23 protein-coding genes and 4 pseudogenes are annotated in these 25,809 nt (G+C 72.5%); 17 read left to right on the plus strand and 10 right to left on the minus strand.

What is annotated here, in order from left to right; translation table 11 throughout:
* Positions 1 to 72: 72 nt before the first annotated feature.
* Positions 73 to 240 (plus strand): hypothetical protein, encoded by a 168-nt coding sequence (locus AB0C73_RS17080; RefSeq protein ID WP_362530236.1) that lies wholly within the window; start codon positions 73 to 75, stop codon positions 238 to 240.
* 36 nt (positions 241 to 276) lie between these two features.
* Here the strand turns inward: AB0C73_RS17080 and grpE are convergent, their stop codons facing one another.
* Positions 277 to 897, minus strand: coding sequence for a nucleotide exchange factor GrpE (gene grpE, locus AB0C73_RS17085; protein WP_362530238.1), 621 nt, complete (start codon positions 895 to 897; stop codon positions 277 to 279).
* A 1,256-nt stretch (positions 898 to 2,153) separates the two neighbouring features.
* Complete coding sequence (locus AB0C73_RS17090; protein WP_362530240.1) at positions 2,154 to 2,798, minus strand: type III effector protein; 645 nt, start codon at positions 2,796 to 2,798, stop codon at positions 2,154 to 2,156.
* Between the two features lie 130 nt (positions 2,799 to 2,928).
* On the opposite strand from AB0C73_RS17090, the gene AB0C73_RS17095 reads away from it, so the two are divergent.
* The 4 genes from AB0C73_RS17095 to AB0C73_RS17110 all read left to right on the plus strand — a co-directional run bounded on the left by AB0C73_RS17095 (position 2,929) and on the right by AB0C73_RS17110 (position 4,873).
* Entirely contained in the window at positions 2,929 to 3,363 is a 435-nt protein-coding gene (locus AB0C73_RS17095; RefSeq protein WP_362530243.1) for an Hsp20/alpha crystallin family protein, read from the plus strand.
* Between the two features lie 99 nt (positions 3,364 to 3,462).
* Positions 3,463 to 3,861 (plus strand): DUF2267 domain-containing protein, encoded by a 399-nt coding sequence (locus AB0C73_RS17100; protein WP_362530245.1) that lies wholly within the window; start codon positions 3,463 to 3,465, stop codon positions 3,859 to 3,861.
* An 80-nt stretch (positions 3,862 to 3,941) separates the two neighbouring features.
* Complete coding sequence (locus tag AB0C73_RS17105; RefSeq protein WP_362530247.1) at positions 3,942 to 4,475, plus strand: DUF2267 domain-containing protein; 534 nt, start codon at positions 3,942 to 3,944, stop codon at positions 4,473 to 4,475.
* Between the two features lie 98 nt (positions 4,476 to 4,573).
* On the plus strand, positions 4,574 to 4,873 hold the full coding sequence (locus AB0C73_RS17110) for a universal stress protein (protein ID WP_362530250.1): 300 nt from the start codon (positions 4,574 to 4,576) through the stop codon (positions 4,871 to 4,873).
* Positions 4,874 to 5,203: 330 nt separating this feature from the next.
* Here the strand turns inward: AB0C73_RS17110 and AB0C73_RS17115 are convergent, their stop codons facing one another.
* Positions 5,204 to 5,527, minus strand: coding sequence for a plasmid stabilization protein (locus AB0C73_RS17115; RefSeq protein WP_362530252.1), 324 nt, complete (start codon positions 5,525 to 5,527; stop codon positions 5,204 to 5,206).
* 305 nt (positions 5,528 to 5,832) lie between these two features.
* Here AB0C73_RS17115 and AB0C73_RS17120 point away from each other — a divergent pair.
* Positions 5,833 to 6,240, plus strand: a pseudogene (locus AB0C73_RS17120) (LLM class flavin-dependent oxidoreductase); the annotation flags it as partial.
* A 56-nt stretch (positions 6,241 to 6,296) separates the two neighbouring features.
* On the opposite strand, the pseudogene AB0C73_RS17125 reads toward AB0C73_RS17120, so the two are convergent.
* The 3 genes and pseudogenes from AB0C73_RS17125 to AB0C73_RS17135 form a co-directional block, all read right to left on the minus strand.
* A pseudogene (locus AB0C73_RS17125) lies at positions 6,297 to 6,455 on the minus strand (integrase); the annotation flags it as partial.
* 22 nt (positions 6,456 to 6,477) lie between these two features.
* Positions 6,478 to 6,680: pseudogene (locus tag AB0C73_RS17130) on the minus strand (transposase); the annotation flags it as partial.
* Positions 6,681 to 6,772: 92 nt separating this feature from the next.
* Positions 6,773 to 6,997, minus strand: a complete 225-nt coding sequence (locus AB0C73_RS17135; protein ID WP_362530489.1) for a hypothetical protein — start codon at positions 6,995 to 6,997, stop codon at positions 6,773 to 6,775.
* A 28-nt stretch (positions 6,998 to 7,025) separates the two neighbouring features.
* Here AB0C73_RS17135 and AB0C73_RS17140 point away from each other — a divergent pair, with 28 nt between their 5' ends.
* Positions 7,026 to 7,868: a hypothetical protein gene (locus AB0C73_RS17140; protein WP_362530491.1), complete on the plus strand. Its 843-nt coding sequence runs from the start codon at positions 7,026 to 7,028 to the stop codon at positions 7,866 to 7,868.
* A gap of 28 nt (positions 7,869 to 7,896) precedes the next feature.
* Here the strand turns inward: AB0C73_RS17140 and AB0C73_RS17145 are convergent.
* Positions 7,897 to 8,992: pseudogene (locus AB0C73_RS17145) on the minus strand (ISL3 family transposase); the annotation flags it as partial.
* Positions 8,993 to 9,641: 649 nt separating this feature from the next.
* Between AB0C73_RS17145 and dhaK the strand changes: the two are divergent.
* The 6 genes from dhaK to AB0C73_RS17175 all read left to right on the plus strand — a co-directional run bounded on the left by dhaK (position 9,642) and on the right by AB0C73_RS17175 (position 16,120).
* Positions 9,642 to 10,634, plus strand: a complete 993-nt coding sequence (dhaK, locus tag AB0C73_RS17150) for a dihydroxyacetone kinase subunit DhaK (protein WP_362530255.1) — start codon at positions 9,642 to 9,644, stop codon at positions 10,632 to 10,634.
* A gap of 9 nt (positions 10,635 to 10,643) precedes the next feature.
* Positions 10,644 to 11,279 carry a dihydroxyacetone kinase subunit DhaL gene (gene dhaL, locus AB0C73_RS17155; protein ID WP_362530257.1) on the plus strand — a complete coding sequence of 212 codons (636 nt, stop codon included), beginning with the start codon at positions 10,644 to 10,646 and terminating at the stop codon, positions 11,277 to 11,279.
* Entirely contained in the window at positions 11,276 to 11,692 is a 417-nt protein-coding gene (locus AB0C73_RS17160) for a PTS fructose transporter subunit IIA (RefSeq protein WP_362530260.1), read from the plus strand. The genes dhaL and AB0C73_RS17160 overlap by 4 nt, the downstream gene beginning before the upstream one ends.
* A 229-nt stretch (positions 11,693 to 11,921) precedes the next feature.
* Complete coding sequence (locus AB0C73_RS17165) at positions 11,922 to 13,946, plus strand: NADPH-dependent 2,4-dienoyl-CoA reductase (RefSeq protein ID WP_362530262.1); 2,025 nt, start codon at positions 11,922 to 11,924, stop codon at positions 13,944 to 13,946.
* 126 nt (positions 13,947 to 14,072) lie between these two features.
* Positions 14,073 to 14,609, plus strand: a complete 537-nt coding sequence (locus AB0C73_RS17170) for a helix-turn-helix transcriptional regulator (RefSeq protein WP_362530265.1) — start codon at positions 14,073 to 14,075, stop codon at positions 14,607 to 14,609.
* Between the two features lie 116 nt (positions 14,610 to 14,725).
* Positions 14,726 to 16,120, plus strand: a complete 1,395-nt coding sequence (locus AB0C73_RS17175) for an FAD-dependent monooxygenase (RefSeq protein ID WP_362530266.1) — start codon at positions 14,726 to 14,728, stop codon at positions 16,118 to 16,120.
* An 83-nt stretch (positions 16,121 to 16,203) separates the two neighbouring features.
* Here the strand turns inward: AB0C73_RS17175 and AB0C73_RS17180 are convergent, their stop codons facing one another.
* Complete coding sequence (locus tag AB0C73_RS17180; protein ID WP_362530269.1) at positions 16,204 to 17,544, minus strand: DUF2252 domain-containing protein; 1,341 nt, start codon at positions 17,542 to 17,544, stop codon at positions 16,204 to 16,206.
* Between the two features lie 230 nt (positions 17,545 to 17,774).
* On the opposite strand from AB0C73_RS17180, the gene AB0C73_RS17185 reads away from it, so the two are divergent.
* Entirely contained in the window at positions 17,775 to 18,572 is a 798-nt protein-coding gene (locus AB0C73_RS17185) for a GntR family transcriptional regulator (protein WP_362530271.1), read from the plus strand.
* 83 nt (positions 18,573 to 18,655) lie between these two features.
* Here the strand turns inward: AB0C73_RS17185 and AB0C73_RS17190 are convergent, their stop codons facing one another.
* Together AB0C73_RS17190 and AB0C73_RS17195 are read right to left on the minus strand one after the other, a co-directional pair.
* Positions 18,656 to 20,188, minus strand: coding sequence for an amino acid permease (locus tag AB0C73_RS17190; RefSeq protein WP_362530273.1), 1,533 nt, complete (start codon positions 20,186 to 20,188; stop codon positions 18,656 to 18,658).
* Between the two features lie 111 nt (positions 20,189 to 20,299).
* Positions 20,300 to 21,295, minus strand: a complete 996-nt coding sequence (locus AB0C73_RS17195) for a hypothetical protein (protein WP_362530274.1) — start codon at positions 21,293 to 21,295, stop codon at positions 20,300 to 20,302.
* A 328-nt stretch (positions 21,296 to 21,623) separates the two neighbouring features.
* Here AB0C73_RS17195 and AB0C73_RS17200 point away from each other — a divergent pair, with 328 nt between their 5' ends.
* The 3 genes from AB0C73_RS17200 to AB0C73_RS17210 are packed head-to-tail and all read left to right on the plus strand — an operon-like array spanning position 21,624 to position 25,788.
* Entirely contained in the window at positions 21,624 to 23,186 is a 1,563-nt protein-coding gene (locus AB0C73_RS17200) for an FGGY family carbohydrate kinase (RefSeq protein WP_362530276.1), read from the plus strand.
* Positions 23,183 to 24,604 carry an FAD-dependent oxidoreductase gene (locus AB0C73_RS17205; RefSeq protein ID WP_362530278.1) on the plus strand — a complete coding sequence of 474 codons (1,422 nt, stop codon included), beginning with the start codon at positions 23,183 to 23,185 and terminating at the stop codon, positions 24,602 to 24,604. Before AB0C73_RS17200 ends, AB0C73_RS17205 begins: the two co-directional genes overlap by 4 nt.
* Positions 24,601 to 25,788 carry an FAD-dependent oxidoreductase gene (locus AB0C73_RS17210; protein WP_362530280.1) on the plus strand — a complete coding sequence of 396 codons (1,188 nt, stop codon included), beginning with the start codon at positions 24,601 to 24,603 and terminating at the stop codon, positions 25,786 to 25,788. The genes AB0C73_RS17205 and AB0C73_RS17210 overlap by 4 nt, the downstream gene beginning before the upstream one ends.
* The last annotated feature ends 21 nt before the right edge of the window (positions 25,789 to 25,809 follow it).

Genomic DNA, 25,809 nt, shown 5'->3' on the forward strand with positions numbered 1-25,809 from the left:
TCGGACCTCCTGGGCGAGGTCATCCCCGACCAGTTCGAGGTCCCTGTCGGGGACTCTCTCGATGAGGCCGGCATGGCCGTGCTGCGCCAGGTAACCCAGCCGATGAGCGCTCTGATCCGCGGATTGATCACCGCCTTCGCGGCGGTCGCGAACGCCTACGACGAGACCGGCGCCGTGCCGCACACCGATGGCATCCTCCAGGAGCTGGCGCTGCGCCTGGCGGGCGACGATCTTGGTTGACGAGGTGGCGGGGGTGCGCTGCGTCGCCCACGCGGCTCAGCTTTGGTGTGCTGCCGCTGCGGCGGGCGCGTGTTCCGGGGGATCGGTGACGGACACCTGAGCGGGGCGGAGCAAGCGGGTGCCCAGCCGGTAGCCGGGGCGAAGGACGGCCGTGCAGACCGATGCGTCGACGGTGTCGGAGATCTGGTGGTCGACGGCTTCGTGGCGGGTCGGGTCGAAGGGCTCGCCCGGTTCGCCCGTGCGCTCCAGGCCGAGGCTCGCGAGTGTCTCCTCCAGGGCCTGGGCCACGGCCCGCAGCCCGCCGTCGACCTCGCCGAGGTCGCGGGCCCGGTCGATGGCGTCGAGTACGGGCAGGAGGCTTTCGAGGACCTTGGCGGTGGCGATCTCGCTCACGGTTTCCTGGTCGTGCTGTACGCGCTTGCGGTAGTTGTCGTACTCCGCTTGGAGGCGTTGCAGGTCGGCGGTGCGTTCGGCGAGCTGGACCTCCAGGGCGCCGGCCCGGTCCGGGGGCGCGAGCACGTGCTCGCCGCCTTCCCGCTCCGGTGTCTCCTCGTCGGGTTCCCTGAGCTGGAGGGTCTCCGGGTCGATCCGCCGCCGGTCGTGAACGACCACTTTGGGGTGCTGTTCGTCAGGTTCGGGTGTGTCCGGCCGGGTCATGGTGGTCCTCCCGTCGGCTCGCGCCACCCCTTTGACAGGCGCGTTCCCGGACGGAGTGCCCCTATGCCCGGCTGAGGGCCGGGGGCAGGGAATGGGCTGGCCCTGGCCGGGCAGTCGAAGGGCAGAAAGCGGCTGCCTGATGCCCTTGTGAGCTGGTGTGATCATGGCGAGTGACGCACAGACCGGTCCCCCGACACATCCTCATCCGGTCCCGCCGGATCCCGCGGACCCCTCGGAGCCGAGGCCCGCGCCCCCGACGAACCCGTTCCCTTCCAGCCCGCCGGCACCCCGGCCAGGCCCACACCCCGCGCCGGCGCCGGAGCCGGAGCCGGGTACTCGGGGAGGGCGAGCGGCGATGGGCACCCCGCCGAACGATCCTGTTCCGCCGAGTCCCACGCCGGCGCCTGGCCCAGGTCCTGGCCCGCAGCCGGGGCCGCTTCCCGGTCCGGTGCCCGCGCCCGGTGGCCCGGATCCGGTGCCGCCGGCCCCGCCGCAGCCCGGACCGGACCCTCAGCCGGGAGGTCCGCGCCCGGAGCCGCGGCCTCAGCCGGGCCCTCTGCCCGGTCCGGTACCCGCGCCGGAGCCGGTCACCTGACCCAGCGAGAGCAGGTCGGCTTTCGTCAGTGCTCCACGAGTTCCGGTGCGGTGGGTGACTGGTCGAGGGTGAACAGGGCACCGTCCGGATCGCATACGGTCGCTTGCCGTTCGCCGGCAGGCCAGGGGCCGCCCTTGGACGATCGTGCCGCCGTTCTCCACGGCGGCCGCGATGGCCGCCTTCAGGGAGGGGACCTTGAGGTGGACGAGCCAGCGTGGCCGGGTCTGCGGTTTGGGGGCGGCTTCCTCGACCAGCGCCGCGCGCCCGCTCGGCGGATAGGCACCGGCCGACGCCCACCGTCCCGCCGCGTTCCCGGATCCGGGTCACCGCTCTGTCGGCGTCGTCGACCGCGAAGTACGGGGTCCATGCGACGGGCGCGGCGAACTCACCGGCCACGGCCGCGATGCCGGCCACGGGCGTATGGTCCCCCTCGGCGACGGAGAACGGACCGCCGGGACGAGAAAGCGGAACCGAGGTCTCAGACCGGGTGGGCGGCCTCCTGCGGCGGCTCGTCCGGGACACCTTGTGGATCAATTCCAACGAGGCCGAACGTCCGCCTCCGGGGAGCGATGGCTCGACTCCCCGGTGCGCGATGCCCTCGAAGACCCGGCAATGACGCCTCGTCCCTCAACGCCGGCCCCCACCCGGCTGCCCATGCCTGTCAGGGCTGTGGGGTGCCGGAACGGCGCTGGTCACTTTCGTTGCGGAGGTCCGCGGTGCGGCGGGCGAGGGCGTTGACGCGCTCGACGAGGTCGGCGGGCAGCGAGGGGCGGGTCGTGCAGGCGCGGGCGAGGGGCTCCAGGAGGCGGGCCGGGTCGCTGTCCGCGAGTGCCTGGCTGAGGTCGCGACGCAGGGCGGCGGGGAGGGTGTCGAGGGCGGTGATCTGCCCGGCGAGCTGGCGGAGGTCGGCGGCGTTGTCGCGGGCCCAGTCGGTGACGGTGCGGTCGGCGGCGCGGCGGTCGCGGGTGGCCTGGACACGCTCTTCGCGGGTGGCGCCGGGGCGGCCGGGGCGTACGCGCAGGTAGCGGCGTTCCGCTGCCTGTCTGCTGGTGACGCCGAGGGGCTGGGCGAGGTCGGCCCAGCTGGCGCCCGCGTCGCGGGCGGCCTCGATGAGGCCGGGCTCCCAGTCGGCGAGCTGCTCGCGCAGCTCGCGCAGGAGCAGGAGCGCGGCGAGCGCCTCCTCGGAGGAGGTGCTCGGGGGCGTGGCCAGAGTGCTCGCGGACCGCGCCGCGCGGACGGTCTCGTCGATCGCGGCGAGCGCGACCAGCGCCGCCTGGAAGCTCAAGGGGTCGCCGCCTCCGGCCATGGGATCACGCTCTTCCTGAATGTCGTCGATTCGATGACATCCGAAGTTGTCATCCATCCGTTGACATGTTACAACGGTGTCAGGTGAAGCGCATTGCAACCACTGCCTGAACCGATGGAGGTGTTCCACGATGTTGATGCGCACCGACCCCTTCCGCGAACTCGACCGCCTCACCCAGCAGATGCTGGGCACGACCGGCACCTGGTCCCGTCCCGCCGCCGTCCCGATGGACGCCTACCGCGAGGGCGACGAGTACGTGATCATGATGGATCTGCCCGGCGTCTCCACCGACGCGATCGACATCGACGTCGAGCGGAACATGCTGACGGTCAAGGCCGAGCGCCGGCCGGTCGAGAAGGCCGACGACGTCCAGATGGAGCTGTCCGAGCGGCCCCTCGGTGTCTTCTCCCGCCAGCTGATGCTGGCCGACACCCTCGACACCGAGAAGATCACCGCGGACTACACCGCAGGCGTGCTCACCTTGCGTATCCCGATCGCCGAGCGTGCGAAGCCGCGCAAGATCGCCATCGGCAGCGGTGACAACCGCAAGGAGATCAGCGGCTGAGCCGCCGCCAAGGCCGGGAGCGGAGGGCGACATCCTCTCCCCCTCCTTCGCCCCTCCGCTCCCGTCACCCCGCATCCCCCGCGTACACAAGGGGTCGCGATGAGACTGCCATGGCAGACGTTCCTCGACCGGGTGCAGGAACGTGGTGACTACAGCACACCGCAGGAGGCGGAACGCGCCGCCCGGGTCGTGCTGGCGCTGCTCGGTGCCCATCTGGTCGGCGACGTGCGGACGATGCTCGCCGCCCGCCTGCCGGAGACCTTCGCCGTCATCCTGCTCAACCCGCTCCAGGCCGCCGAACCGCTCTCACCGGAACGTTTCGTGCGGGCGACGGCCGCCTGGATCGAGGGAGCCACCGAACGGACGGCGGCCTGGGACGTCAGCGCCGTGCTCAGCGTCACCGCCGACGCCGCCGGCGAGGAACTCACCGCCCAGACACTCCTGCAGCTCCCACCCGGATACGACCTGCTCTTCGGCCGACCCCACCTTCCCCGGTGAGCCCGGCCCTCCTGTCGACACCTGTTCGCTCCGCCCGGCCGCGACGTCCGGGCCCGCAGAGAACGGCGACCCGCACCACCATGACCCTCCAGACCGAGACCACGACCAAGACCCAGAACGGGACCGAGACCACGGCTCCGGCCGGCAGGTCCGCGACCGAGCGGGGCGGAGCCTCTTACGCCGGCCTCCTCGAACGCGTCCGTTACGAGGGCGCCGACCCGACCCGTGAGTGCGCCGAGCACGCGGTCCGCTCCGTACTCGGGGCGCTGGGAAGGCAACTCGTCGGGGACGAACGCGCCGAGCTCGCCGCCCGCCTCCCCTTCGAAGCGGCGCTGACCCTCGCCGCGCAGATCCCCGCCACCACGCCGCTCACGGGCTGGGAGTTCGTCAAGGACCTCGCCCAGCGCACCGGCAACAGCCTGGCCACCACCCGCTGGGACGTCGGCGCGGTCCTCACCCCGATCGCCCGACTGGCCGGCCCCGACCTCACCGACCGCATCATCAGGCAGCTGCCCACCGGCTATGCCCTCCTCTTCGGCAAGGCCGAACTCCTGCCCGGACGCGAAAGTCAGCAGGGCTGCGCCGGAGGGGAGCGGCCGTTGACCGATGCGTGACAGTCAGCGGTCCGGGTAACCGGTAGACGTACGGGGCCGCTGCGGCGGCGGGCGGTGACGGGTGGGCACATGTACGCGCGGGTGAAGGGAGCACGGTCATGAACACCAGCGAGCACATTGAGGAGACCACCCCGCGCATCGTCGTCGGAGTGGACGGCTCCCCGGCCTCGTACGAGGCGCTGCGGTGGGCGGTACAGCAGGCACGCGTAGCCGGCGCGAAGCTGGAAGCCTGGGGCGCCTACGACGTCCCCGGAGCGGTGGGCTGGTCGGCGCCCGCCGTGGACGCCGCCTTCGCATCCCCATGGGGACGACGGCGCACCTCCTCCATCCCCATGGCCCATTGCGTGACGCTGGGGGTGGGGAATTGCGGCGGGGTTCACAGGTCGGACGCTCCCTGACCGCGCCTACCAGGAGGTGATCATCCCAGCGCGCGCCCTACAGACGCGTTCAGCCCACCCGCCACTTGATCGCAGCCCAGCAGGCCCGGGTGCATCGCTCAGGACGGTTCAGGACGGTTCAGGACGGTTTTCCGACGGCGGGAGCGGGCGGAGCTGCTCCTCACGTCCGATACCTGGTCGCTGGCGTTCGAGCGCGTGGCCGCCATCTCCATGGGACTCGCCGTCGTCCGCCGCTCTCTGCCACTCGACGTCACGTCGCTCACGCGCTGTCCTGTTCGTCGGTCTCCGCATACGGCGGTTCCGAGTCTCGCGCTCATTCATCTCTGGCCCCTAGTGGCCGAGCTTCCATTTGAGTTCCGCCTTGTTCATCTGGGACCGTCCGTGCAGATTGCGCCGCTGGGCCTCCGAGTACAACTGGTCGTACGTGGGCCCTTCGGAGCCGCTGTGGGAGCGCTTGCCACCGCGCCGCGAGGACGACATGTCCTGCGTGGAACTCTTGCTCGCGGTCTTGGACTCACCCGAGCGGGCGCGTTCCTTGTTCACGGTGCGGGCGGCGATCTCCTTCGCGCGCTTCTCGCTCTCGCCCCTGTCCAGGGCGCTCTGCTTGATGTGCTCGTACTGCCGTTCCCGCTTGGCGCTTGATCCACGAGGCATGTCCTGCTCCTTCCCGACAGACCCTGTCCGGGCGGCAGAGCCCTCCTTCCGCTGTTGCCCCTTCCACCGGTCTTCATGCAGGTGGCGCCGCGCCCAGACCTGCGTCCGGATCACGCCCCGAACCACACCGCGGACCCAGGTTTCCCTCTCGCATGGAGGCGTTATGACCGAGTTCGGCTCTTTCCTGTCATGTGAGGAGTTCGGCCCCGGCGATCTCGTCGAGCAGGCCCGGATGGCGGAGGACGCGGGCTTCCGCTCGCTATGGATTTCGGACCGGTGACACCTGGCCGCCCGCGGACGACGTGGTGATCCGGCAGCTGTTCTCCGGCGAGGAGGTCACCCATCGTGGCAGGCATGACACGGTCGAGAACGCCCGCCTCTACGCGCTCCCCGATACCCCGCCCCCCCATCGATGTCTCCGCCTTCGGTCCAACGGCGTCCGCGTCGCCTCCCGGATCGCCGACGGCTTCGTCAGCACCGCCCCGGACGCCGGTTTGGCCGCCCGGTTCCGGGCACACGCCCCCGAGCGGCCCGCGTACGCGTCGACCAAGGTGTGCTGGGCCGAATCCCGTGAGGCGGCGGTCGCCCTCCATGACGAGATCGACACCGAGTGGACCTGGGCGAACGACCCCATGCCCTGGTGCACCCGACGACGAGATCCGCGAGGTCGGCGCAGAGGCCCAGCGCATCCACGACGACATGTCAGAAGGCCGCCTCACGATCCACCTGCACGCCAACGACGGCCACACCACCGTCGCCGTCGGCTCCGCGTGTTGGAGTGGATCTGCTCGCGCACCCGGTACACGTCCTTGGCCACGACATTGTTGACATTCACCGCCCGCGCCTCGCCGTTGCGCAGGCCGCATCCCGTCATCATGACGATCTCCAGTGCCAGGTCCTCGTCGGCGACCGTCAGAGCCTTTTTCAGGCTCTTGTGACTGATGTGTGGGTCATGCTGCAGCGAGTTGGCGTCCCGGCAGTGTCGGGCGTTCGCCGCCGAGGGTGAGCATCACCAGGGCAAGACCGCGTCGGCGGTGCGGAAGCCGAAGCCCCGGCGGATGATCAGCCTCGTTTTGGTGTTGGTGGACTCGATCAGCCCGTTCGACAGCCTCTCGACCAGGGCGCTGACGATGGCCTCGCGGTGGCGGCGGACGAGCTGAGCCGGGCCGCCGGACCCTGCCGGCCGGCGGGCCCGCAGGACCGGCCCGCGGGTGTTCCTGCGGCGCGGCCGCAGGTGCCCGTCCTTCAGGTGCGCTGGGGCCGACTGTCGGGCCTGGGACGGCGGTGGGCGGGCCTCGCCGAGGCGGGGGCCAGGTGTAGGGCGGCTTCGCGGGTGCGCGCCAGCCAGTCGACGACCTGGGCGACGGTGGCCTCGTCGAGCAGGGAGGCGAGCTGCCCCGGCCTGGTGGTCGTCGAGGCGTGGAGGAGTCCCTCGCGGGCGCGGAGCTGCCTTGTCCAGGTCCTTACCAATTTGTCGGCTACTGCCTACACTTGATTCATGACCGCCCCAAATACGAACCCACTGGCGGGAGTTGTGTCGACAACCGCAGCGGGTGAGCGGCTGGTGTTCGTGCCACGTCGAGTCCTGGAAGTCGGTACCGAAATCGTCCTCGGCGTCCTGGTACCGCCGGTGATCTCGGTCCCCCTCCTGATACCGATCCTGGGGATCGCCCTGGGCACCGGTTCCTGGGCCATCCTCTGGGCTGCCCTTGGGCTGATAGCCCTGGCCATAATCGTGGTCGTCCCGACCGTGGTATTCATGAAGTTGACCGAAGCGGTGCGGTGGATCGAGTTCCGCCCTCACGGGAGTACGAAGCAACTCGTGATCGCGTACTTCCTGCGCTCCTCCACCGTTGCGGCGGCTGATCTGCAGCGCGTCGTCCTTTCCGAACGGTTCAGAGGGGACCGACGAAAGTCGCTCGAAGTGGTGCTGCACACGCGCGGAGGGAAGGTGGCGTGCAAGCCGGGAACTCTGGGCCCGATGTCCCGAGTCGGTGCGGAGGCACTGCTCGACTGGCTGACCAGCCAACTAAGCCCGGTCGGCATAGCGGTGGAGCACCGGACGGAGATCGACCGCAACTTCGTGTGCCCTGACGAGTGGTACTCGGAAGCAGGTCTGGCCGCTCTGTGGCACGTGCCCGCCAGCGAGGTCGATGCGCTGGTCGTCCGCCACGGCATCGACACTTATACGTTCACACCCCGTGCTGCCGCGCTGTCCTCACCGACCAAAACGATAACTGTCTACGACCCGGCCGGGGCACACGATGTCGCGGAGGAACTCCGCAGGAAACGCACCATGAGCACCCCGGTCGACGGCATACAGGAAACACCACACCCGTGAAAAAGGGCTCTTCTGCTGGACCTGTGAGTGTGATCAGGCGCGTCTTGGTGTTGGTGGACTCGATCAGCCCGTTGCTCAACGCCTCGACGATCGCGTGGAGGATGGCGTCGTGGTGGCGCCGGACTTTCCTGGCCGGTTCGACGAAGGCCGGGATGCGGCAGCGTCTGGCCCAGGACAGCCAGCGGTGCAGCGCTTGGGCGGCGGCGGGCGCGCCCTCGGTCCGGGCGATCCGGTAGATCGTGCGCAAGCCCTCCTTCAGGAGGTAGGCGCGGTGCAGACGCGGGTCGTTGGCGGCGATCCAGGCGAGCTTGGCTGTTTGCCGGTCGGTGAGGTCCTCCGGGTTCTTCCACAGCGCGTGGCGGGAGTGCTTGAGGCGGCGGGCCAGGTCGCGGTCCGCGGCGTGGCGGCGAGCCCGGTTCCAGCTCGCACGGCGTTCGGTGCGCGTTCGGCGACCACGTCGGCGATCCACTCCGCGCCGTCCGCGGTGATGTGCGTGAGGCGGTGGGCTCTGTCCTCGCCGGGGGCATCGAAGAAGGACCGCAGGACGTCCTTGCCGTGGCCGTCGGACATCCAGACGACATGCCGGGTGTCGTGGTCGACCACGGCGGTCACGTACTTCTGTCCCTTGCGGTAAGAGATCTCGTCGACGCCGATCCGCCGCAGGCCGGCGAGGCGGTCGATCCCGGCGTCCGCGTCACGCTGGTAGCGGGTCACGATGGTGCCGACGGTGCGCCAGGCGATCCGCATCAGCTGGGCGGTGCCGTCTTGGAGCACTCGGTGGCCGCCCAGACGACCTGCTGGTCGAAGTCGTGGGTGTGTCCGGCGTCGTGGCGGGCCCAGGGCACCGCGGCGACCACCACCCCGTGCCGCGGGCAGGACACCCGCGGCGCATCCGCCTCGAGGAACAGCGGCAACCCGGCCGCGTCCAGGTACCGCCACCGCCTGCGGCCGGCTCCTGCGTCGAAGCGGGGGCAGCGGTTGCGGCAGACCCCGCACCGCCGACGCGCCCGGGACCTCGGTCGCACCGCAACCACCATGACCTGGGATTCCTCGTCGAACCAGGCAGCCTCCGGCACCGCCTGCTCGCATCCGACCAGCGACTTCAATACCGTGGTGAACCGCACGCCGTTCTCCCTGCGCGACCGATCTCGAGCCTAGACACCTCAAGATCTGCACAGGGGACGGCGTGTACTGCGTCAGGCGCTCTGGACCGACCCACAGAGGGAGCAGAAGAGCCCTTTTCGTAGGCGAGAGTCCGTCATCTTGCGCTGCCGGGGCCGCCACTGCTTCGCGTACCCCTCGACCGTCAGCTGACCCAGTTCGCGGGGGGGCGCCGCCACGGACGGCGCCGCGGTCCTCTTCTCCGCGTAGAGCTGCGAGAGGCGCTCGAGCGCGTCGTCCTGCGTGGTGCATCCGGACTCCTCGCGCTGCTTGCCAATACGGGGACATCCCGTCCAGGTTGGCCACCCATCCTCGCCGAGCACCCCGACCCGACCGCGCACCCGAATAGCGGCACACCTCCAACCAGTTCCACACCTGTGCGTGTACGCAGTGGGACGTCGATGATTTCCCCATACTGCGCACCTGCAAAGCTCGTCTGCGCGGCGGCGGACTGATCTATCGTCAGAAAAGTCAGCATGAACTCAGCATCAGTACCGCGCAGTAGCGTCCCTCCAGGCCAACAACCGCCAAGATCCACAACTTGTCGCACCTGCTCTGACCTGCAAAGACCCTGTTCAGCAGCTTGGCTGCTAGTCTCATCAGGAGGTATCCGTGAGGATGTTGATCAATGTTCCGGAGACCGTGGTCGCCGACGCGCTGCGCGGCTTCGCCGCCGCGCATCCGGAACTGACCGTGGACGTGGAGAACCGGGTCGTGCTGCGGCGCGACGCCCCGGTGGCCGGGCAGGTGGCTCTGGTCTCCGGCGGGGGTTCGGGCCACGAGCCGTTGCACGCCGGGTTCGTCGGGCCGGGGATGCTCGCGGCGGCCTGTCCGGGCGAGGTGTTCACGAGCCCCGTGCCCGATCAGATGGTGCGGGCGGCGGCCGCCGTGGACAGCGGCGCCGGGGTGCTGTTCGTCGTCAAGAACTACACCGGTGACGTGCTCAACTTCGAGATGGCGGCGGAACTCGCCGAGGACGAGGGCATCCAGGTCGCCAAGGTGCTCGTCGACGACGACGTGGCCGTGACCGACAGCCTGTACACGGCCGGCCGGCGCGGCACCGGCGCCACACTGTTCGTGGAGAAGATCGCGGGCGCGGCGGCCGAGGCGGGCGCGCCGCTGGAGCGGGTGGAGGCGATCGCCCGCCGGGTGAACGAGCGTTCGCGCAGTTTCGGGGTGGCGCTGAGCGCCTGTACGACTCCGGCGAAGGGTTCGCCGACCTTCGATCTGCCGGACGGCGAGCTGGAGTTGGGCGTCGGCATCCACGGGGAGCCGGGCCGCGAGCGGCGGCCGATGATGACCTCGCGGGAGATCGCGGACTTCGCGGTCGACGCGGTCCTGGACGATCTGCGCCCGCAGGGGCCGGTGCTCGCGCTGGTGAACGGCATGGGGGCGACGCCGCTCCTCGAGCTGTACGGGTTCAACGCCGAGGTGCAGCGGGTGCTCGGCGAACGCGGGGTGCCCGCCGCGCGGACGCTGGTCGGCAACTACGTGACCTCGCTCGACATGGCGGGCTGCTCGGTGACGCTGTGCGAGGCGGACGAGGAGCTGCTGCGGCTGTGGGACGCGCCGGTGAGCACGCCGGCGCTGCGCTGGGGACGGTGAGGGGAGCGTATGGACGAGAGGGACGACAGTACGTACGGGGCGGGGTTCTTCCGGGACTGGCTGACGGCCGCGGCCGCGGCCGTGGACCGGGAGGCGGACCGGCTGACCGAGCTCGACTCGGCGATCGGCGACGCCGATCACGGGGTCAATATGAAGCGGGGCTTCGCGGCGGTGACGGCGACCTTGGAGAAGGAGCCGCCGGCGACGCCCGGCGCGCTGCTCGTCACCGCCGGCCGGCAGCTGATCTCCACCGTGGGCGGCGCGTCCGGGCCGCTGTACGGGACGCTCCTTCGCCGCACCGGCAAGGCGCTGGGCGAGGACGAGCAGGTCTCCCGGCCGGCCCTCGCCGAGGCCCTGGCTGCGGGTGTCGCGGCGGTGGCGCAGCTGGGCGGCGCGCAGCCGGGTGACAAGACGATGCTGGACGCGCTGGTCCCGGCGGCCGAGGCGCTGGCGACCTCGTTCGCGACGGCCCGCGAGGCGGCGGAGGCGGGCGCGCTGGCCACCGTACCGCTGCTGGCGCGCAAGGGGCGGGCGAGCTATCTGGGCGAGCGGTCGATCGGACACCAGGATCCCGGGGCGACCTCGTCGGCGCTGCTGATCGCGGCGCTCGCGGAGACGGCGGAGAGGGTGGAGGTGGCGGGATGACGGCGGGCAGGGTGGGCCGGGTGGGCATCGTGCTCGTCTCGCACAGCGCGGCGGTGGCGGCGGCGGTCGCCGACCTCGCGCGGGGCCTGGCGGGCGGCGGGGACACCGCCCCGGTCCGCCCGGCCGGCGGCCTCCCGGACGGCGGCCTCGGCACCAGTGCCGAGCTGATCACGGACGCGGCGAAGGCGGTGGACGGCGGCGCGGGCGTCGCGATCCTGGTGGACCTGGGCAGCGCCGTCCTCACGGTCAAGGCGCTCCTCGCCGAGGGCGACGAGCTCCCGGAGGGTGCGCGCCTGGTGGACGCGCCGTTCGTGGAGGGGGCGGTGGCGGCGATGGTGACGGCGAGCGCGGGTGGGGACCTGGAGGCGGTGGTGGCGGCGGCGTCGGAGGCGTACGGGTACCGCAAGGAGTGACGGCGCGCCGTGGGCGTGCGCCCGGCCGCGCCCACCCGCCACCATCCGTTGCGAGCCGCCCATGCAGGACACCGCCCCGCCGTTCCCCGCCCGCAACCCGCGGGCGCAACCCGACCCGCCCCCTGTGGTGTCCGGCACACCTCCCGCGTCCTCTTTATGCAACTTGTTGCACAACCCCGCCCGCGTCGTCTACAACAGTCGTGACGACCCCGCGCGAGGAGGCGCCCCCATGGCCCCGAACACCCCCTACCCGCATCTGCTGAGCCCGTTGGACCTCGGGTTCACGACGCTGCCCAACCGGGTGCTGATGGGATCGATGCACGTCGGTCTGGAGGAGGCCGAGCACGGCTTCGAGCGGATGGCCGCGTTCTACGCCGAGCGCGCCCGCGGCGGGGTCGGGCTGATCGTCACCGGCGGCATCGCGCCCAACGAGGCCGGGCGCCCCTGGGACGGCGGGGCCAAGCTGACCACCGCCGAGGAGGTGGCCGAGCACCGCGTGATCACCGAGGCGGTGCACGCCGAGGGCGGGCGCATCGCGATGCAGATCCTGCACTTCGGGCGGTACGCGTACCACCAGGACCTGGTCGCGCCCAGCCCGCTCAAGGCGCCGATCAGCCCCTTCGTGCCCAACGAGCTGTCCGAGGCCGAGGTCGAGCAGACCGTCGAGGACTACGCCCGCTGTGCCGAGCTCGCCAAGGAGGCCGGCTACGACGGCGTCGAGGTGATGGGCTCCGAGGGCTACCTGATCAACGAGTTCATCGCCGCCGCGACGAACCACCGCACCGACCGCTGGGGCGGTTCCTACGAGAACCGGGTCCGCTTCCCGCTGGAGATCGTGCGCCGCATCCGCGAGCGCGTGGGCACCGACTTCATCGTGATCTACCGCCTGTCCATGCTCGACCTGGTGCCCGGCGGCTCCACCCTCGACGAGGTGACCGCCCTCGCCAAGGAGATCGAGGCGGCCGGCGCCACCATCATCAACACCGGCATCGGCTGGCACGAGGCCCGCATCCCCACCATCGCCACCTCCGTGCCGCGCGGCGCCTACACCTGGGTGACGAAGAAGCTGATGGGCGCGGTGTCGGTGCCGCTGGTCACCTCCAACCGCATCAACACCCCCGAGGTCGCCGAGGAGATCCTGGCCGACGGCCGCGCCGACATGGTCTCGCTCGCCCGCCCCTTCCTCGCCGACCCCGCCTTCGTCGCCAAGGCCGCCGCGGACCGCGCCGAGACCATCAACACCTGCATCGGCTGCAACCAGGCCTGTCTGGACCACACCTTCAGCCTGAAGATCACCTCCTGCCTGGTGAACCCGCGGGCCTGCCACGAGACCGAGCTCACCCTCTCCCCCACCCGCCGCGCCAAGCGGATCGCCGTCGTCGGCGCCGGCCCGGCCGGACTCGCCTGCGCGGTCTCGGCAGCCGAGCGCGGCCACGCGGTCACCCTGTTCGACGCCGCCGGCGAGATCGGCGGGCAGCTGAACGTCGCCAAGCAGGTGCCGGGCAAGGAGGAGTTCGAGGAGACCCTGCGCTACTACCGGGTCCAGCTCGACGAGCGCGGTGTCGAGGTGCGCCTGAACTCGTACGTCTCGGCGGCCGACCTCGCGGCGTACGACGAGGTCGTCGTCGCCACCGGCGTCACCCCGCGCGTGCCCGAGATCGAGGGCGTCGACCACCCGAGCGTCGTCGGCTACCTCGACGTCCTGCGCGACCGGGCGCACGTCGGCGAGCGGGTCGCGATCCTGGGCGCGGGCGGCATCGGCTTCGACGTGGCCGAGTTCCTCACGGACAGCGGCGAGGGCGCGAGCCAGGACCCGGAGACGTACTTCCGGCAGTGGGGTGTCGACACCTCCTACGCGGACCGGGGCGGCCTGCGCGCGCCCGAGCGCACCGCGCCGCCGCGCCGGGTCCACCTGCTGCAGCGCAAGACCAGCAAGGTCGGCGCGGGCCTCGGCAAGACCACCGGCTGGATCCACCGCACCGAGCTGAAGCACCGGGGCGTCACCATGGTCGCGGGCGCGGCCTACGACCGGATCGACGACGAGGGCCTGCACCTCACCATCGACGGCGAGCAGCAGCTGCTGCCGGTCGACACGGTGGTGCTGTGCACCGGGCAGGAGCCGCGCCGCGGCCTGTACGACGAGCTGGTCGCCGCCGGCCGCACGGCGCACCTGATCGGCGGCGCGGACGTCGCCGCCGAGCTGGACGCCAAGCGGGCCATCGACCAGGGCACCCGGCTCGCCTCCACCCTGTGACCCTGCGACTCTGTGACCTTGTGACCTTGTGACCTTGTGACCCAGCGGACCGGACGCCACGGTGGTCGGAACGACCGCCGTGGCCGCCGCCGCGGCCGGCACACCCGCCGAACCTAGGATGCGTGCATGTCCCTCCCGCACGCGATCCTGACGGCGCTGCTCGAGAAGCCCTCCTCCGGCCTCGAACTGACCCGCCGCTTCGACCGGTCCATCGGCTACTTCTGGTCGGCCACGCACCAGCAGATCTATCGCGAGCTCGGCAAGCTGGAGCAGGCGGGGTACATCCGCGCCCTGCCCGCCGCGGTGCCCGCGCGCGGGCAGAAGAAGGAGTACGAGGTCCTGCCGGCGGGCCGCGCCGAGCTCGCGGCCTGGGTGGGCGTCGCCGAGGACCCCAAGCCGATGCGGTCCGGACTGCTGCTGCGGATGAGGGCCGCCGCGGTGGTCGGCGGCACCGGTCTGCGGGCCGAGCTGGAGCGCCATCTCACCCTCCACCGGCGCCAGTTGGACGAGTATCTGGAGATCGAGACCCGCGACTTCCCGCCGCAGCGCCGCACCGCCGAACCGGACCGGCTGCGCCACCTGGTGCTGCGCGGCGGCATCGATCTGGAGCGCTTCTGGGTGGAGTGGCTGACGCACGCGATCGACGAGCTCGCCCAGGACTGACCGCCGCCCTCGCACCGCGGACCGCACGCTCCCCTGACGCCCCGTGCCGCCCGCCACGCGCCCCCTCCCCCGCGTGGATACTGGAGGGTCACATCTCCATACGCGAAAGGGCGAGGATGACCGACGAGTTGGGACCCCGCAGGACACGTCATGCGGTGGTCGTCGGGGGGAGTCTCGCGGGTCTGCTGGCCGCGCGGGTGCTGAGCGAGCACGCCGAGCGGGTCACGGTCGTCGAGCGCGACCGCTTTCCCGAGGAGCCCGAGGCGCGGCCCGGAGTGCCGCAGGGCCGGCACCTCCATGTGCTGATCGAGGGCGGGCAGCAGGCCTTCGACGAACTGCTGCCCGGGTTCATGGCGGAACTCGGGGCCCTGGGCGCGCCCCGGGTCGGGATGCCCGAGGACATGGTGCAGTGGCAGAACGGGCAGTGGTTCATCCGTAACCCGGCCACGACGTACTTCTCCACCGGGCCGCGCAACCAGCTCGAATGGCTGGTGCGCAAGCGGGTGTTCGCGGATCCCCGGATCGAACGGATCGAGGGCACCGAGGCGGTGGGCCTGGTCGGCGACTCCCGGCGGGTGCGCGGGGTGCTGCTGCGGGAGCGCGGTGCGGGCGCGCCGAAGGAGCCGTATCCGCTGGCGGCGGATCTGGTGGTGGACGCCTCGGGCCGGTCGACCCGTGCGGCGGACTGGCTGGCCGGCATCGGCGCGGAGGCTCCGCACGAGGAGACGCTGGACACGGGACTCGCGTACAGCACACGGATCTTCCGCTCCCCGGAGCCGGATCCGGCGACGGACGCGCTCGGCTTCAACCTCGTACCGAACCCGGGCCAGGTGTACGGCGGTGTGATGCTGCCGCTGGGCGACGGGCGGCATGTGGTCACCCTGTCGGGGCTTCGTGGCGACGAACCGCCCACGGACGAGGCGCTGTTCGAGGAGTACGCGCGCCGGCTGCCGCATCCGGTGCTCGGTGACTGGATCGCGAAGGCGGAGCCGCTGACCCCGGTGTTCGGTTTCCGGAAGACCGCGAACGTACGGCGCCGGTACGACCGTCCGGGACGCCGGCCGGCCGGCTTCCTGGCGACCGGGGACGCGCTGTGCGCGTTCAACCCGATCTACGGGCAGGGCATGGCGGTGGCCGCGCTGAGCGCGGTGGCGCTGCGCAGGGCTCTCGCGGACCGGCGGCACACGCCGACCACCCGGCGGGTGCAGCGGGCGCTGCTCGACGCGTCCCGCCAGGCGTGGGACATCTCGGCGGGTGCGGACAAGAAGATGCCGGGCGCGACGGGTGACGCGGCGCGCAGCGGGGCCATGGACCGGGTGATCGGCTGGTATCTGGGCCGGGTGCAGCAGCGCGCCTCGGGCGACCCGGTGGTGGGCGCGGCCTTCCGCTCGGCGCTGACCCTGACGGCCCCGCTGACGGCGCTCTTCGCTCCGGCGGTGGTGCGGGCGGCGCTGTTCGATCCGGTGCCGGAGACGCCGGCGGAGCCGCCGCTGCGGCGCCGCCGGATCTGAGTCCCGAGGGGACTCGGTTCCCGGCGGGACTCGGATCCCGAGGGGACGCGGATCCCGGTGGACCCCGAGGGCGGCCCCCGGTCTCAGACGCCGGGGGCCGCCGTCACCACGCCGGAGGCGATGGCGGCGCTGAGTGCCGCGTAGTCGTCCGCGTTCTGGCCGGCGTAGCGCAGCGCGAAGTCGGCCGTCGCGCGGTCGAAGACGTCGGAGGAGCCGAGGTACGCGGCGATGGCGATGCGGTCGCCGGAGCGTGCGTGGGCCCGGGCGAGGGCCCGTCCGCACAGGCGCGCGTAGTCGCGGAGGATGGCCGGGGACATGGTCTCGACCTCGGCGGATCCCTTCATGTCGCGCAACTGGCGCCAGTAGAAGTGGCGTTGCTCGGGTCCGGTCATCCAGCCGAGGAAGATGTCGCTGGCGGCCTGGGTGAGCCGCTGTCCGCAGACGACCCGGCGCCCGTGGTGGGTGAAGGCGCTGGGCGCCAGGTACGGCTCCAGGACCGAGTCGCCGGCCTCCTTGATCTGGAGGAAGAGCGGGTCGCTGTCGTCGCGCCCCTGCAGGAGGAGGATGAAGCAGCGGGTGCCGACGCTGCCGACACCCACCACCTTGCGGGCGGCGTCGACGAAGTGGAAGCGGTCGAGGAGCAGCCGGCGCTCCTCGGAGAGCGAGCTGCGGTAGTCGCTGAAGATCTTGCCGAGGGTGACCCGGTCGACGTCGGTGACGCGTTCCAGGAGGGGCGGGTCGTCGACGATGTGGCGGCGGCCCGAGTCGTCGGCGGTGGTGAGCTTCTCGACGGCCTGGAGGCTGGTGCGGCGGCGTGCGCGGGCGAGGCGCCGCTCCATGCGGGCGCGGTTCGCCCCGCTGACCAGGGGCAGGAGGTCGTCGGCGGCGATCCGCTCGTACCAGACCTCCAGTTCGCCGAGTCCGGCGAGCCGGCGCATGGCGAGCCGGTAGGCCTCGGCGGCGACCTGGGCGGCGCGGTGCGCCTTGGGCTTGGTGGTGCCGTTCTGAAGGGCGGCGACGGTGACGGAGGCGGCGAGCCGCTTGACGTCCCATTCGAAGGGTCCGGGCAGGGTCTCGTCGAAGTCGTTGACGTCGAAGAGAAGCGTCCGTTCGGGTGAGGCGTAGACGCCGAAGTTGAGCAGATGGGCGTCGCCGCACAGCTGCACGGTGAGCCCGGTGTGGCGCTGGGCGGCGAGGTCGGCGGCCATGACGGCGGCGGCGCCGCGCAGGAAGGCGAAGGGGGAGACGGCCATCCGCCCGTAGCGGATCGGGACGAGTTCGCCGACCCGGTCCACGGACTGGCGTTCCAGGACGGTGACCGGGTCGGGACGCTGGGAGGAGGGGATCCATTGGCCGTGTGAGGAGCGGGGCACGCGCTTGCGGGCGTCCCTGCCCTTCTCGGCCCGCTCGGACGGTGTCGCCATCCGACCTCACCCGCCTCTCCCGCCGCCGTGTCCTCCGGTGTTCCGGTGCGATCCATTACACGGCCCGGCGCTCGTTTCGGCCACTCTCGCCGACAGGCCTTCCCGAATGGTTTAGACCAATGATAGGAATGATCACCCATGCGGCTCGGGCGGTCACACCGAGCGATGGCCGCACGCCGCACGGCGGAGAAACGATGCATGAAGAGCGCATGACAGAGAGGGGCCGAGACATGCCCGAGCCCGTTCCCGAGCCTGTTCCCGAACACGGTTCGACGGCGGCACTTCCGCTCTACCTCCGGGTGGCCCGCGCCCTGCGGGACGACCTCGGCAGGGGGCGGATCTCCCCCGGCAGCCGGCTGCCGTCCGAGCGGCTCCTGGCCCACCGCTACCACGTGAACCGGCAGACGGTGCGCAGCGCGCTCCAACTCCTGCGCGACGAACGGCTCGTGGTGACCGACCGGCGCGGCACCTTCGCGACCGGCGCCGGGCGCGACCCGGGGCACGAACCGCGCTTCCCGGTCCCGGCCGTCCGCCGGCGCACCTTCCCGGGCGGTCCGCGGGCCGCCGACGCGCTGGTCCGGGCCGCGCTCGCCTGGGAGGCGCCGCCTGCGGCGGTCGCCGGACGGCTGTCCCTGGCGCCCGGGGAACCGACACTGGTCCACCGCCATCTGGTGCTGACCCCGGCCGGTGAACCGATGCAGCAGTCGGTGACCTGGTTCTCCCGGCCCGCGCTGACGGAGATCCCGCAGCTCGGCCGCTACCGGCGGATCACCGAACGGCGGGGGCAGCCCGATCTGCGGCTCCTCTACCACTGGATGGAGCAGGCGGGCCTCCGCACCACCCACCACGAGTCGGTCGGCGTCCCGGCGCCGCCGCCCGGGCCGGAGCCGGACCGGGCTCCCGATCCGGGCGCGGCCCGGCTGTCCGTCCACCGCGTGGTGAGCGACCAGCACGGGCACGCCCTGGAGGTCACGGACATCGAGTTCGCGGCCCGGACGGGTGCCTGGACCTACGAGTTCGGCGGCTGAGCACGGCTCGGCCCCCGACGGCGCGGGCCTCCGCCAGGGCTCCCGCCGGCCGCACCGCCCGTGCGCCGCACGAGGGGCGTCCGTCAGACGATGCCCTCGGCGATCTCCGCCTCCTCACGGGCGCTCCCGTAGGACTGCGGAGTGCCGTACGAGCGCCGGGCCACGTACCACCACACGCTGGCGAGGACGAGCACCACGGCCAGCGCGATCACCGAGTAGTTCATCTTCTCCCAGGTGACCGGCGAGCTCTGCGGAAGACAGAACAGCACGGTCACCAAGGCCACCCACACCACCGCGATCCAGCCGATCGGCTTGCTCCAGCGGCCCAGGTTCCACGGCCCCGGCACGAAGCGGTCGCCCGCGCGCAGCCGCAGCAGGACCGGGATGACGTAGGCCGGGGTGATGCCGATGACGTTGATGGCGGTGACGGCGTTGTAGGCGGTGGGCGAGTAGAGCGAGGGCGCCGCGAGGACCGCGGCGACCACGACCGACAGCCACACGGCCGGAACCGGCGTGTGGGTACGGCTGCTGACGCGGCGCCAGAGCGCGGAGCCCGGCAGGGCGTTGTCGCGGCTGAACGCGAACACCATCCGGCTGGCGGCGGCGACCTCGGCGTTGCCGCAGAACAGCTGGGCCACGATCACCACGAGGAGCAGCGCCTTGGCGCCGCCCTCGCCGAGCGCGTCGAGCAGGATCTGCGCGGGCGGGACGCCGGTGGCGCTGTTCTGGGTGCCCGCGTAGTCCTGGATGGCGAAGGTGAGTCCGGCGAGCAGCGCGAAGCCGGCGATCCAGGACGCCCAGATGGAGCGGACGATGCCCTTGGCGGCGTACACGGAGGCGTTGGACGTCTCCTCCGAGAGGTGGGCGGAGGCGTCGTAGCCGGAGAAGGTGTACTGGGCGAGCAGTAGGCCGATGGCGGCGACGTAGAGCGGGTTGCTCCAGCCGGTGTCGTTGACGAACTCGGTGAAGACGAACTTCGCTGACTGGTGGTGGTCGGGGACGATCGCGAGCGCGCCGACGATCAGGGCGACGCCGGCGAGGTGCCACCACACGCTGATCGAGTTGAGCAGGCTGACCACGCGGACGCCGTTGAGGTTGAGCAGGGCGTGCACCAGCAGGATCGCCAGGAAGATCAGGAAAGTCGACTGGGCGGTGGGTTCGAAGCCCCACTGGAGGTTGAGGAAGGCGCCGGTGAACATCGCGGCGCCGTAGTCGATGCCCGCGATGGCGCCGAGCAGACCGAGCAGATTCAGCCAGCCGGTGTACCAGCCCCAGCGGCGCCCGCCGAGCCGGTCGGCCATGTAGTAGAGCGCGCCGGAGGTCGGGTAGGCGCTGGTGACCTCGGCCAGCGCGAGGCCGACGCAGAGCACGAACAGGCCGACACCGGCCCAGCCCCACAGCATCACGGCGGGACCGCCGGTGCCGAGGCCGAAGCCGTACAGGGTCATGCAGCCGGACAGGATGGAGATGACCGAGAAGCTGATGGCGAAGTTGCCGAAGCCGCCCATGCGGCGGGCGAGGACGGGCTGGTAGCCGAGTTCTCTGAGCCGGGCCTCCTCGTCCCTGGCGGCCGGTGGCGGCTTGCGTATCGCGTCGGTCGGAGCGGTGCGTGACATGCGTACCTCCGGGGGGAAGGGGGGACGGACCGTGCTGTACGGGGGCTGGGCACGGCGGGCTTGAGCGGCGCGACGCCTCGGGCCCGCGCCGGATGCTTCGGGCGGGGCGGCTCAGGGTCCGCCGCGGGCCCCGGGTCCACCCAGACAGCGGGCGCGGGCCCGCAGGAAGACCTCTTCGGCGGGGCCGCGCTCGTCGGGGCGGTCGGTGCGGTACGACCAGGGCTGCGGGGTCCAGTACGGGCCGAGCGCCTCGAACACCCGGGCCGCGTCGGGGAACTTGAGCGCTCCGTACAGTCCGTGCGCGAGGTGGCTGAGGTCGAGCACGCTGGCCTCGTCGGTGGCGCAGAACAGGAACCAGGCGTCCATGGCCCGGTCGGCGTCGCGCACCGCGTCCTCGGCGACCCAGTGCAGGTCGAGGGCGCGCTCGTGGCCGCGCTCGCGGCGGTAGCGCTCCACCCTGACGTACAGCGGCAGCGCGTGCAGGGCGGAGCCGATGGGGGCCGAGGAGGACGCCCACTGGGCGTAGTTGACGGCCTCGGAGAGGGGTCCGGAGCGGCGCGCGTAGACGAACTGGAGCATCCGGTGGTGCGCCTCGCGGTTGTACGGGTCGCGCTTCTCGACCTCGGCGAGCAGGCCCCAGGGGCCGGGCGGCAGCATCGGCGCGGGCGGTGCGGCGCGGTGCTCCTCCATGCGCTGCTGGGCGTCGAGCACGGACAGGGCGAGGCGGCACACCCAGGGCACGGGGTCGGCGGGGACGCGGTCGGCGGCGTCGAGGCAGGCGGTCCAGGCCTCCTGCCACAGTTCGCGGGTGCGGGGGTGGGCGGTGCGGTGCGCCCGTACGGCGCGTTCCACGGCCACGCGCGCGTGCATCACGCCGGCGGCGGCGGAGTCGGGCTGCTCGGTCCGCCAGGCCTCGACGACGTCGGTGCCGGCGGCGACGGCGGCCAGGACCTGGGTGCGCCGGGTCCAGCCGGTCCAGCCGGAGGTCTCGTCGAGTAATCGGGCCATCGCCACCCAGCGGCCGGTGCGCAGCTCCTGGACGGCGCCGCGCAGCGCGTGGTCGTGGCCCGCCGGATGGTAGACGGGCCGGAAGCCTTGCGCGGCCATCAGGAGGCGCGGCGGGGGGTGGGCGACATGATTCCTCGGTGCGGTGGGCGAATGGGGGTGGTCAGTCCCCAGGGTGTCCCGGCCGACCCGGCCGTTGATCGGCGATCACTATAGAGGTTGCCGGACGTGACCGATCCACTTTTCTCCGTGATCATAAGTATCAAGCCAGCGACCGAATTTGACTTATGGTCAGCAAGAGGTCCGGACCTGACGCCTTCCGCCGCGAAGCCTTGACGCGGCGCGCGGGCACCGCCAGGCTGACCGGTTCCACGCTCAGGAACACGATCAAGGAACGCCAGGAACCCATGACCGGCAGGGAGTCGCAGACATGACGGGCCCGGTACTCGCCGTCGACCAGGGCACGTCCGGCACCAAGGCCCTGGTCGTCCATCCCGTACGGGGGGTGCTCGGCACCGGCTTCGCCCCGGTCCGCCCCCGCGCCCTGCCCGGGGGACTCGTCGAGGTCGACCCCCCTGAGCTGTACGACTCCGTCGTGACGGCCGGCCGGGCCGCGCTGGCCGAGGCCGGCGAGCCGGTCGTCGCGGTGGGCCTCGCGAACCAGGGCGAGACCGTGCTCGCCTGGGACCCCGCGACCGGTGAGCCGCTGACCGACGCCCTCGTCTGGCAGGACCGGAGGGCCGCCTCCGTGTGCGATGAACTCGCTCCACATGCCGCAGAGTTGACACGAATCACCGGTCTGCCGCTCGATCCCTACTTCGCCGCGCCGAAGATGGCTTGGATCCGCCGCCACCTGACCGGCGCAGGGGTGGTCACGACGAGCGACGCGTGGCTCGTGCACCGGCTCACGGGCGAGTTCGTCACCGACACGGCCACCGCGGGCCGTACCGGACTGCTCGATCTGGACACCGTCGCCTGGTCGGACACGGCGCTCGACGTCTACGGCCTCGGCGGCGAGCACCTGCCGCAGGTCGTCGACAGCGACACACCCGTCGGCACCACCACGGCCTTCGGCCCGCCGCTGCCCCTCACCGGGCTGCTCGTCGACCAGCAGGCCGCCCTGCTCGCCCAGGACGTCACCGCCCCCGGGACCGCCAAGTGCACGTACGGCACCGGGGCGTTCCTGCTCGCGCAGACCGGGCCGGCGCCGCGTCGCAGCGACACGGGCCTGGTCGCCTGCGTCGCCTGGCGGCTCGCGGGGCGCACCGCGTACTGCCTGGACGGGCAGGTGTACACCGCCGCGTCCGCCGTACGCTGGCTCACCGGTCTCGGTGTGATCGCCGGGCCCGAGGAGCTCGACCCGGTCGGCGGCGGCGTCCCCGACACGGGCGGCGTCACCTTCGTCCCGGCGCTCGCCGGGCTCGCCGCTCCCTGGTGGCGCGGCGACGTGCGCGGGGCCGTCACCGGACTCGGCCTCGACACCGGTCCCGGCCATCTGGTGCGGGCGCTGTGCGAGGGGATCGCCGCCCAGGTCACCGAACTCGCCAGGGCCGCCACGGCGGACCTCGGCGCGCCGCTCACCGCGCTCCGGGTCGACGGCGGGCTCACCCGTTCGGCCCTCCTCATGCAGACCCAGGCCGACCTCCTCCAGCGCCCCGTCGAGGTCTCCGCCCTGCCCGACGCCACCGCCCTCGGCGTCGCGGCCGTCGCCCGGCTCGGGCACACCCCCGGACTCGCCGTCCACGAGGCCGTACCCGAGTGGAAGCCCTCGGCGGTCTACGAGCCGCTGGTGTCGGCCGACGAGGCGGCGGAGCGGCTCGGCCGCTTCCGTACGGCGGTGGCGCGGCTGCTCGACGACGGGCACGGCGCCGGGAGTTCCCCCTCATCGACGGCGAGTTCCGCCTCACGCGCGGGGAACTCCGCCTCGCGCGCGGGGAATTCCGCCTCGCACGCGGGGAATTCCGCCTCGCACGCGGGGAATTCCGCCTCGTGAGCGTCACCCGGAGCGGAGTGCTGCCCGACACCTCGGCGCCCGGCGGCGCGTACGACGTCACCGTGGTCGGCGCGGGTGTGGTCGGCTGCGCCATCGCCCGCGAACTGGCCCGCCACTCCCTGCGGGTGGCCCTGGTGGAGGCCCGCGGCGACATCGGCGAGGGCAGCTCCAAGGCCAACACCGCGATCCTGCACACCGGTTTCGACGCCGTTCCCGGTTCCCTCGAAGGCCGACTGGTACGGGAGGGCGGTCAGTTGCTCGCGTCGTACGCCGAGGAGACCGGCATCCCGGTCGAACCGGTCGGCGCGCTGCTCGTCGCCTGGGACCAGGACCAGCTCGCCTCGCTCCCCCGGCTCGCCGACAAGGCCGTACGCAACGGACACCACGACACCCGGCCGCTCTCGGCCGCCGAACTGTACGCCCGTGAACCACACTTGGGGCCCGGTGCACTCGGCGCGCTGGACGTGCCGGGCGAGTCGATCGTGTGCCCCTGGTCCACCCCGCTCGCCTACGTCACCCAGGCCGTGCGCTCCGGGGTCGACCTGTACCTGAACTGCCCGGTGGAGAAGGTGCGGCCCGGCGGGCCCGGTGCGCCGCACCGGCTCGTCACCCGGCGCGGAGTGCTCCGCACCCGCTTCCTGGTCAACGCCTGCGGACTGTACGCGGACGCCTTCGACGCGCTGCTCGGGCGCACGGACTTCACCGTCACCCCGCGGCGCGGCCAGCTCATCGTCTTCGACAAGTTCGCCCGCTCCCTCGTCCGGCACATCCTGCTTCCGGTGCCGGGCCCGCTCGGCAAGGGCGTCCTCGTCGCGCCGACGGTGTACGGCAACGTGCTGCTCGGCCCGACGGCCGAGGACCTGGCCGACAAGACCGCGACCGGCTCGACCGCCGAGGGCCTCGCGGGCCTGCGGGCACAGGGCGGACGGATCATGCCGGAGCTCCTCGACGAGGAGGTCACCGCCGTCTACGCGGGCCTGCGGGCCGCCACCGGCGCCGAGGACTACCGGATCGCCGCGCATCCGGACCTGCGCTACGTGACCGTGGGCGGCATCCGCTCCACCGGCCTGACCGCCTCGCTCGCGCTCGGCCGACACACGGTCGGACTGCTCGCCGACGCGGGCCTGGAGCTCGGCCCGGAGCGGCCGCTCACCCCGGTGCGGATGCCGAACCTCGGGGAGGCCTTCCCCCGCCCGTACCGGGACCCCGGCCTGATCGCCCGCGACCCGGCGTACGGCACGATCGTCTGTCACTGCGAGCGGGTCACCCTGGGCGAGATCCGGGACGCGCTCGGCTCCACCGTGCCGCCCGCGTCCCTGGCCGGCCTGCGGCGCAGGACCCGGGCCCGGGCGGGGCGCTGCCAGGGCTTCTCCTGCGGGGCGACGGTGCGGGCGCTGTTCGAGGAGGGCGTGCGGTGAACCGTACGATCGATGTCCTGGTGGTCGGCGGCGGACCCGCGGGCCTGGCCACGGCGGCCCGGCTCGCCGCGGCCGGCGCGGGGCGGGTCGAGGTCCTGGAGCGGGAGCGGGCGGCGGGCGGGGTGCCGCGGCACTGCGCGCGCGGCGGCTTCGGCGGGCTCACCGGTCCCGCGTTCGCCCGCCGGGCGGTGCGCACGGCGGTCCGCGCCGGGGCGGTGGTACGGACCGGGGTGAGCGCGACCGGCTGGGCCGGGCCGCTCACCCTGGAGGTCACCGCGCCCACCGGCCTCGAACGGATCACGGCGCGGGCCGTGGTCCTCGCCGCCGGCGCCCGCGAACGGCCGCGCAGTGCCCGGCCGGTACCGGGCGCGCGGCCGGACGGGGTGTTGAGCACGGGCGAACTCCAGCAGTCCGTCGAGCTGTTCGGGCTGCGGGGGGAACGGATCGGCCGTCGCGCGGTCGTGGTCGGCTCCGACCCGATCGCCCGGCACGCGGTCCGCACGCTCCGCCGGGCCGGGGTGCCGGTCGCGGCGGTCGTCGCCGACCGCCCGTACGGGCCACGGCTTCCCGCACCGGCGCTCCGGGGCGCGACGGTGCTCGAACTCGTGGGCCACGGACGCCTGTCGGGAGTGCTCGTGCGGGGCGCCGACGGGCGCACCGGGCTACTGCGCTGCGACACGGTGGTGTTCACCGGCGACTGGCTGCCGGACCACGAACTGGCCCGCTCGGGCGGGGTGCCGCTCGATCCGGCGACCCGGGGTCCGTCGGTCGACGGCGCGCTGCGGACGCTCGTCCCGGGGGTGTTCGCGGCAGGCAATCTGCTCCGGGGCGTGGAGCCGGGGACGGTCGCGGCGGCCGAGGGCCGCGCGGTCGCCGACGCGGTCCTCGCGCATCTGTCGGGTGCGCCGTGGCCGGAGCCCGGCATCCCGCTGCGCGCCGAGGGCGCGCTGCGCCGGCTCACCCCCGGGCGTCTGACCGGCACCGCCACCGCTCCCACGCTGCTGCTGCGCCCGTCGGAACGCCTCGCGCACGCATGGTTGACGATCCGCCAGAATGAGCGATTGCTGTACGAGCGGCGCCTCCCCGCCCTGCTCGTACCGCACCGTTCGCTCCGTCATGCGGCGGTCTGGGCACCGGACGCGGACCCGGCGGGCGGGCCGGTGGTGGTGACACTCGGGCCGTAGCCCGCGGGACGTAGCCTGCGG

Source organism: Streptomyces sp. NPDC048623, from assembly GCF_040650755.1.
GTDB lineage: Bacteria > Actinomycetota > Actinomycetes > Streptomycetales > Streptomycetaceae > Streptomyces.

Excerpts from the sequence above, each read along its gene's own strand:
- AB0C73_RS17080 (WP_362530236.1), top strand. The coding sequence starts at position 73 with ATGGCCGTGCTGCGCCAGGTAACCCAGCCGATGAGCGCTCTGATCCGC.
- grpE (WP_362530238.1), bottom strand. The coding sequence starts at position 897 with ATGACCCGGCCGGACACACCCGAACCTGACGAACAGCACCCCAAAGTG.
- AB0C73_RS17090 (WP_362530240.1), bottom strand. The coding sequence starts at position 2,798 with ATGGCCGGAGGCGGCGACCCCTTGAGCTTCCAGGCGGCGCTGGTCGCG.
- AB0C73_RS17095 (WP_362530243.1), top strand. The coding sequence starts at position 2,929 with ATGTTGATGCGCACCGACCCCTTCCGCGAACTCGACCGCCTCACCCAG.
- AB0C73_RS17100 (WP_362530245.1), top strand. The coding sequence starts at position 3,463 with ATGAGACTGCCATGGCAGACGTTCCTCGACCGGGTGCAGGAACGTGGT.
- AB0C73_RS17105 (WP_362530247.1), top strand. The coding sequence starts at position 3,942 with ATGACCCTCCAGACCGAGACCACGACCAAGACCCAGAACGGGACCGAG.
- AB0C73_RS17110 (WP_362530250.1), top strand. The coding sequence starts at position 4,574 with ATGAACACCAGCGAGCACATTGAGGAGACCACCCCGCGCATCGTCGTC.
- AB0C73_RS17115 (WP_362530252.1), bottom strand. The coding sequence starts at position 5,527 with ATGCCTCGTGGATCAAGCGCCAAGCGGGAACGGCAGTACGAGCACATC.
- AB0C73_RS17140 (WP_362530491.1), top strand. The coding sequence starts at position 7,026 with ATGACCGCCCCAAATACGAACCCACTGGCGGGAGTTGTGTCGACAACC.
- dhaL (WP_362530257.1), top strand. The coding sequence starts at position 10,644 with ATGGACGAGAGGGACGACAGTACGTACGGGGCGGGGTTCTTCCGGGAC.
- AB0C73_RS17160 (WP_362530260.1), top strand. The coding sequence starts at position 11,276 with ATGACGGCGGGCAGGGTGGGCCGGGTGGGCATCGTGCTCGTCTCGCAC.
- AB0C73_RS17165 (WP_362530262.1), top strand. The coding sequence starts at position 11,922 with ATGGCCCCGAACACCCCCTACCCGCATCTGCTGAGCCCGTTGGACCTC.
- AB0C73_RS17170 (WP_362530265.1), top strand. The coding sequence starts at position 14,073 with ATGTCCCTCCCGCACGCGATCCTGACGGCGCTGCTCGAGAAGCCCTCC.
- AB0C73_RS17175 (WP_362530266.1), top strand. The coding sequence starts at position 14,726 with ATGACCGACGAGTTGGGACCCCGCAGGACACGTCATGCGGTGGTCGTC.
- AB0C73_RS17180 (WP_362530269.1), bottom strand. The coding sequence starts at position 17,544 with ATGGCGACACCGTCCGAGCGGGCCGAGAAGGGCAGGGACGCCCGCAAG.
- AB0C73_RS17185 (WP_362530271.1), top strand. The coding sequence starts at position 17,775 with ATGCCCGAGCCCGTTCCCGAGCCTGTTCCCGAACACGGTTCGACGGCG.
- AB0C73_RS17190 (WP_362530273.1), bottom strand. The coding sequence starts at position 20,188 with ATGTCACGCACCGCTCCGACCGACGCGATACGCAAGCCGCCACCGGCC.
- AB0C73_RS17195 (WP_362530274.1), bottom strand. The coding sequence starts at position 21,295 with ATGGCCGCGCAAGGCTTCCGGCCCGTCTACCATCCGGCGGGCCACGAC.
- AB0C73_RS17200 (WP_362530276.1), top strand. The coding sequence starts at position 21,624 with ATGACGGGCCCGGTACTCGCCGTCGACCAGGGCACGTCCGGCACCAAG.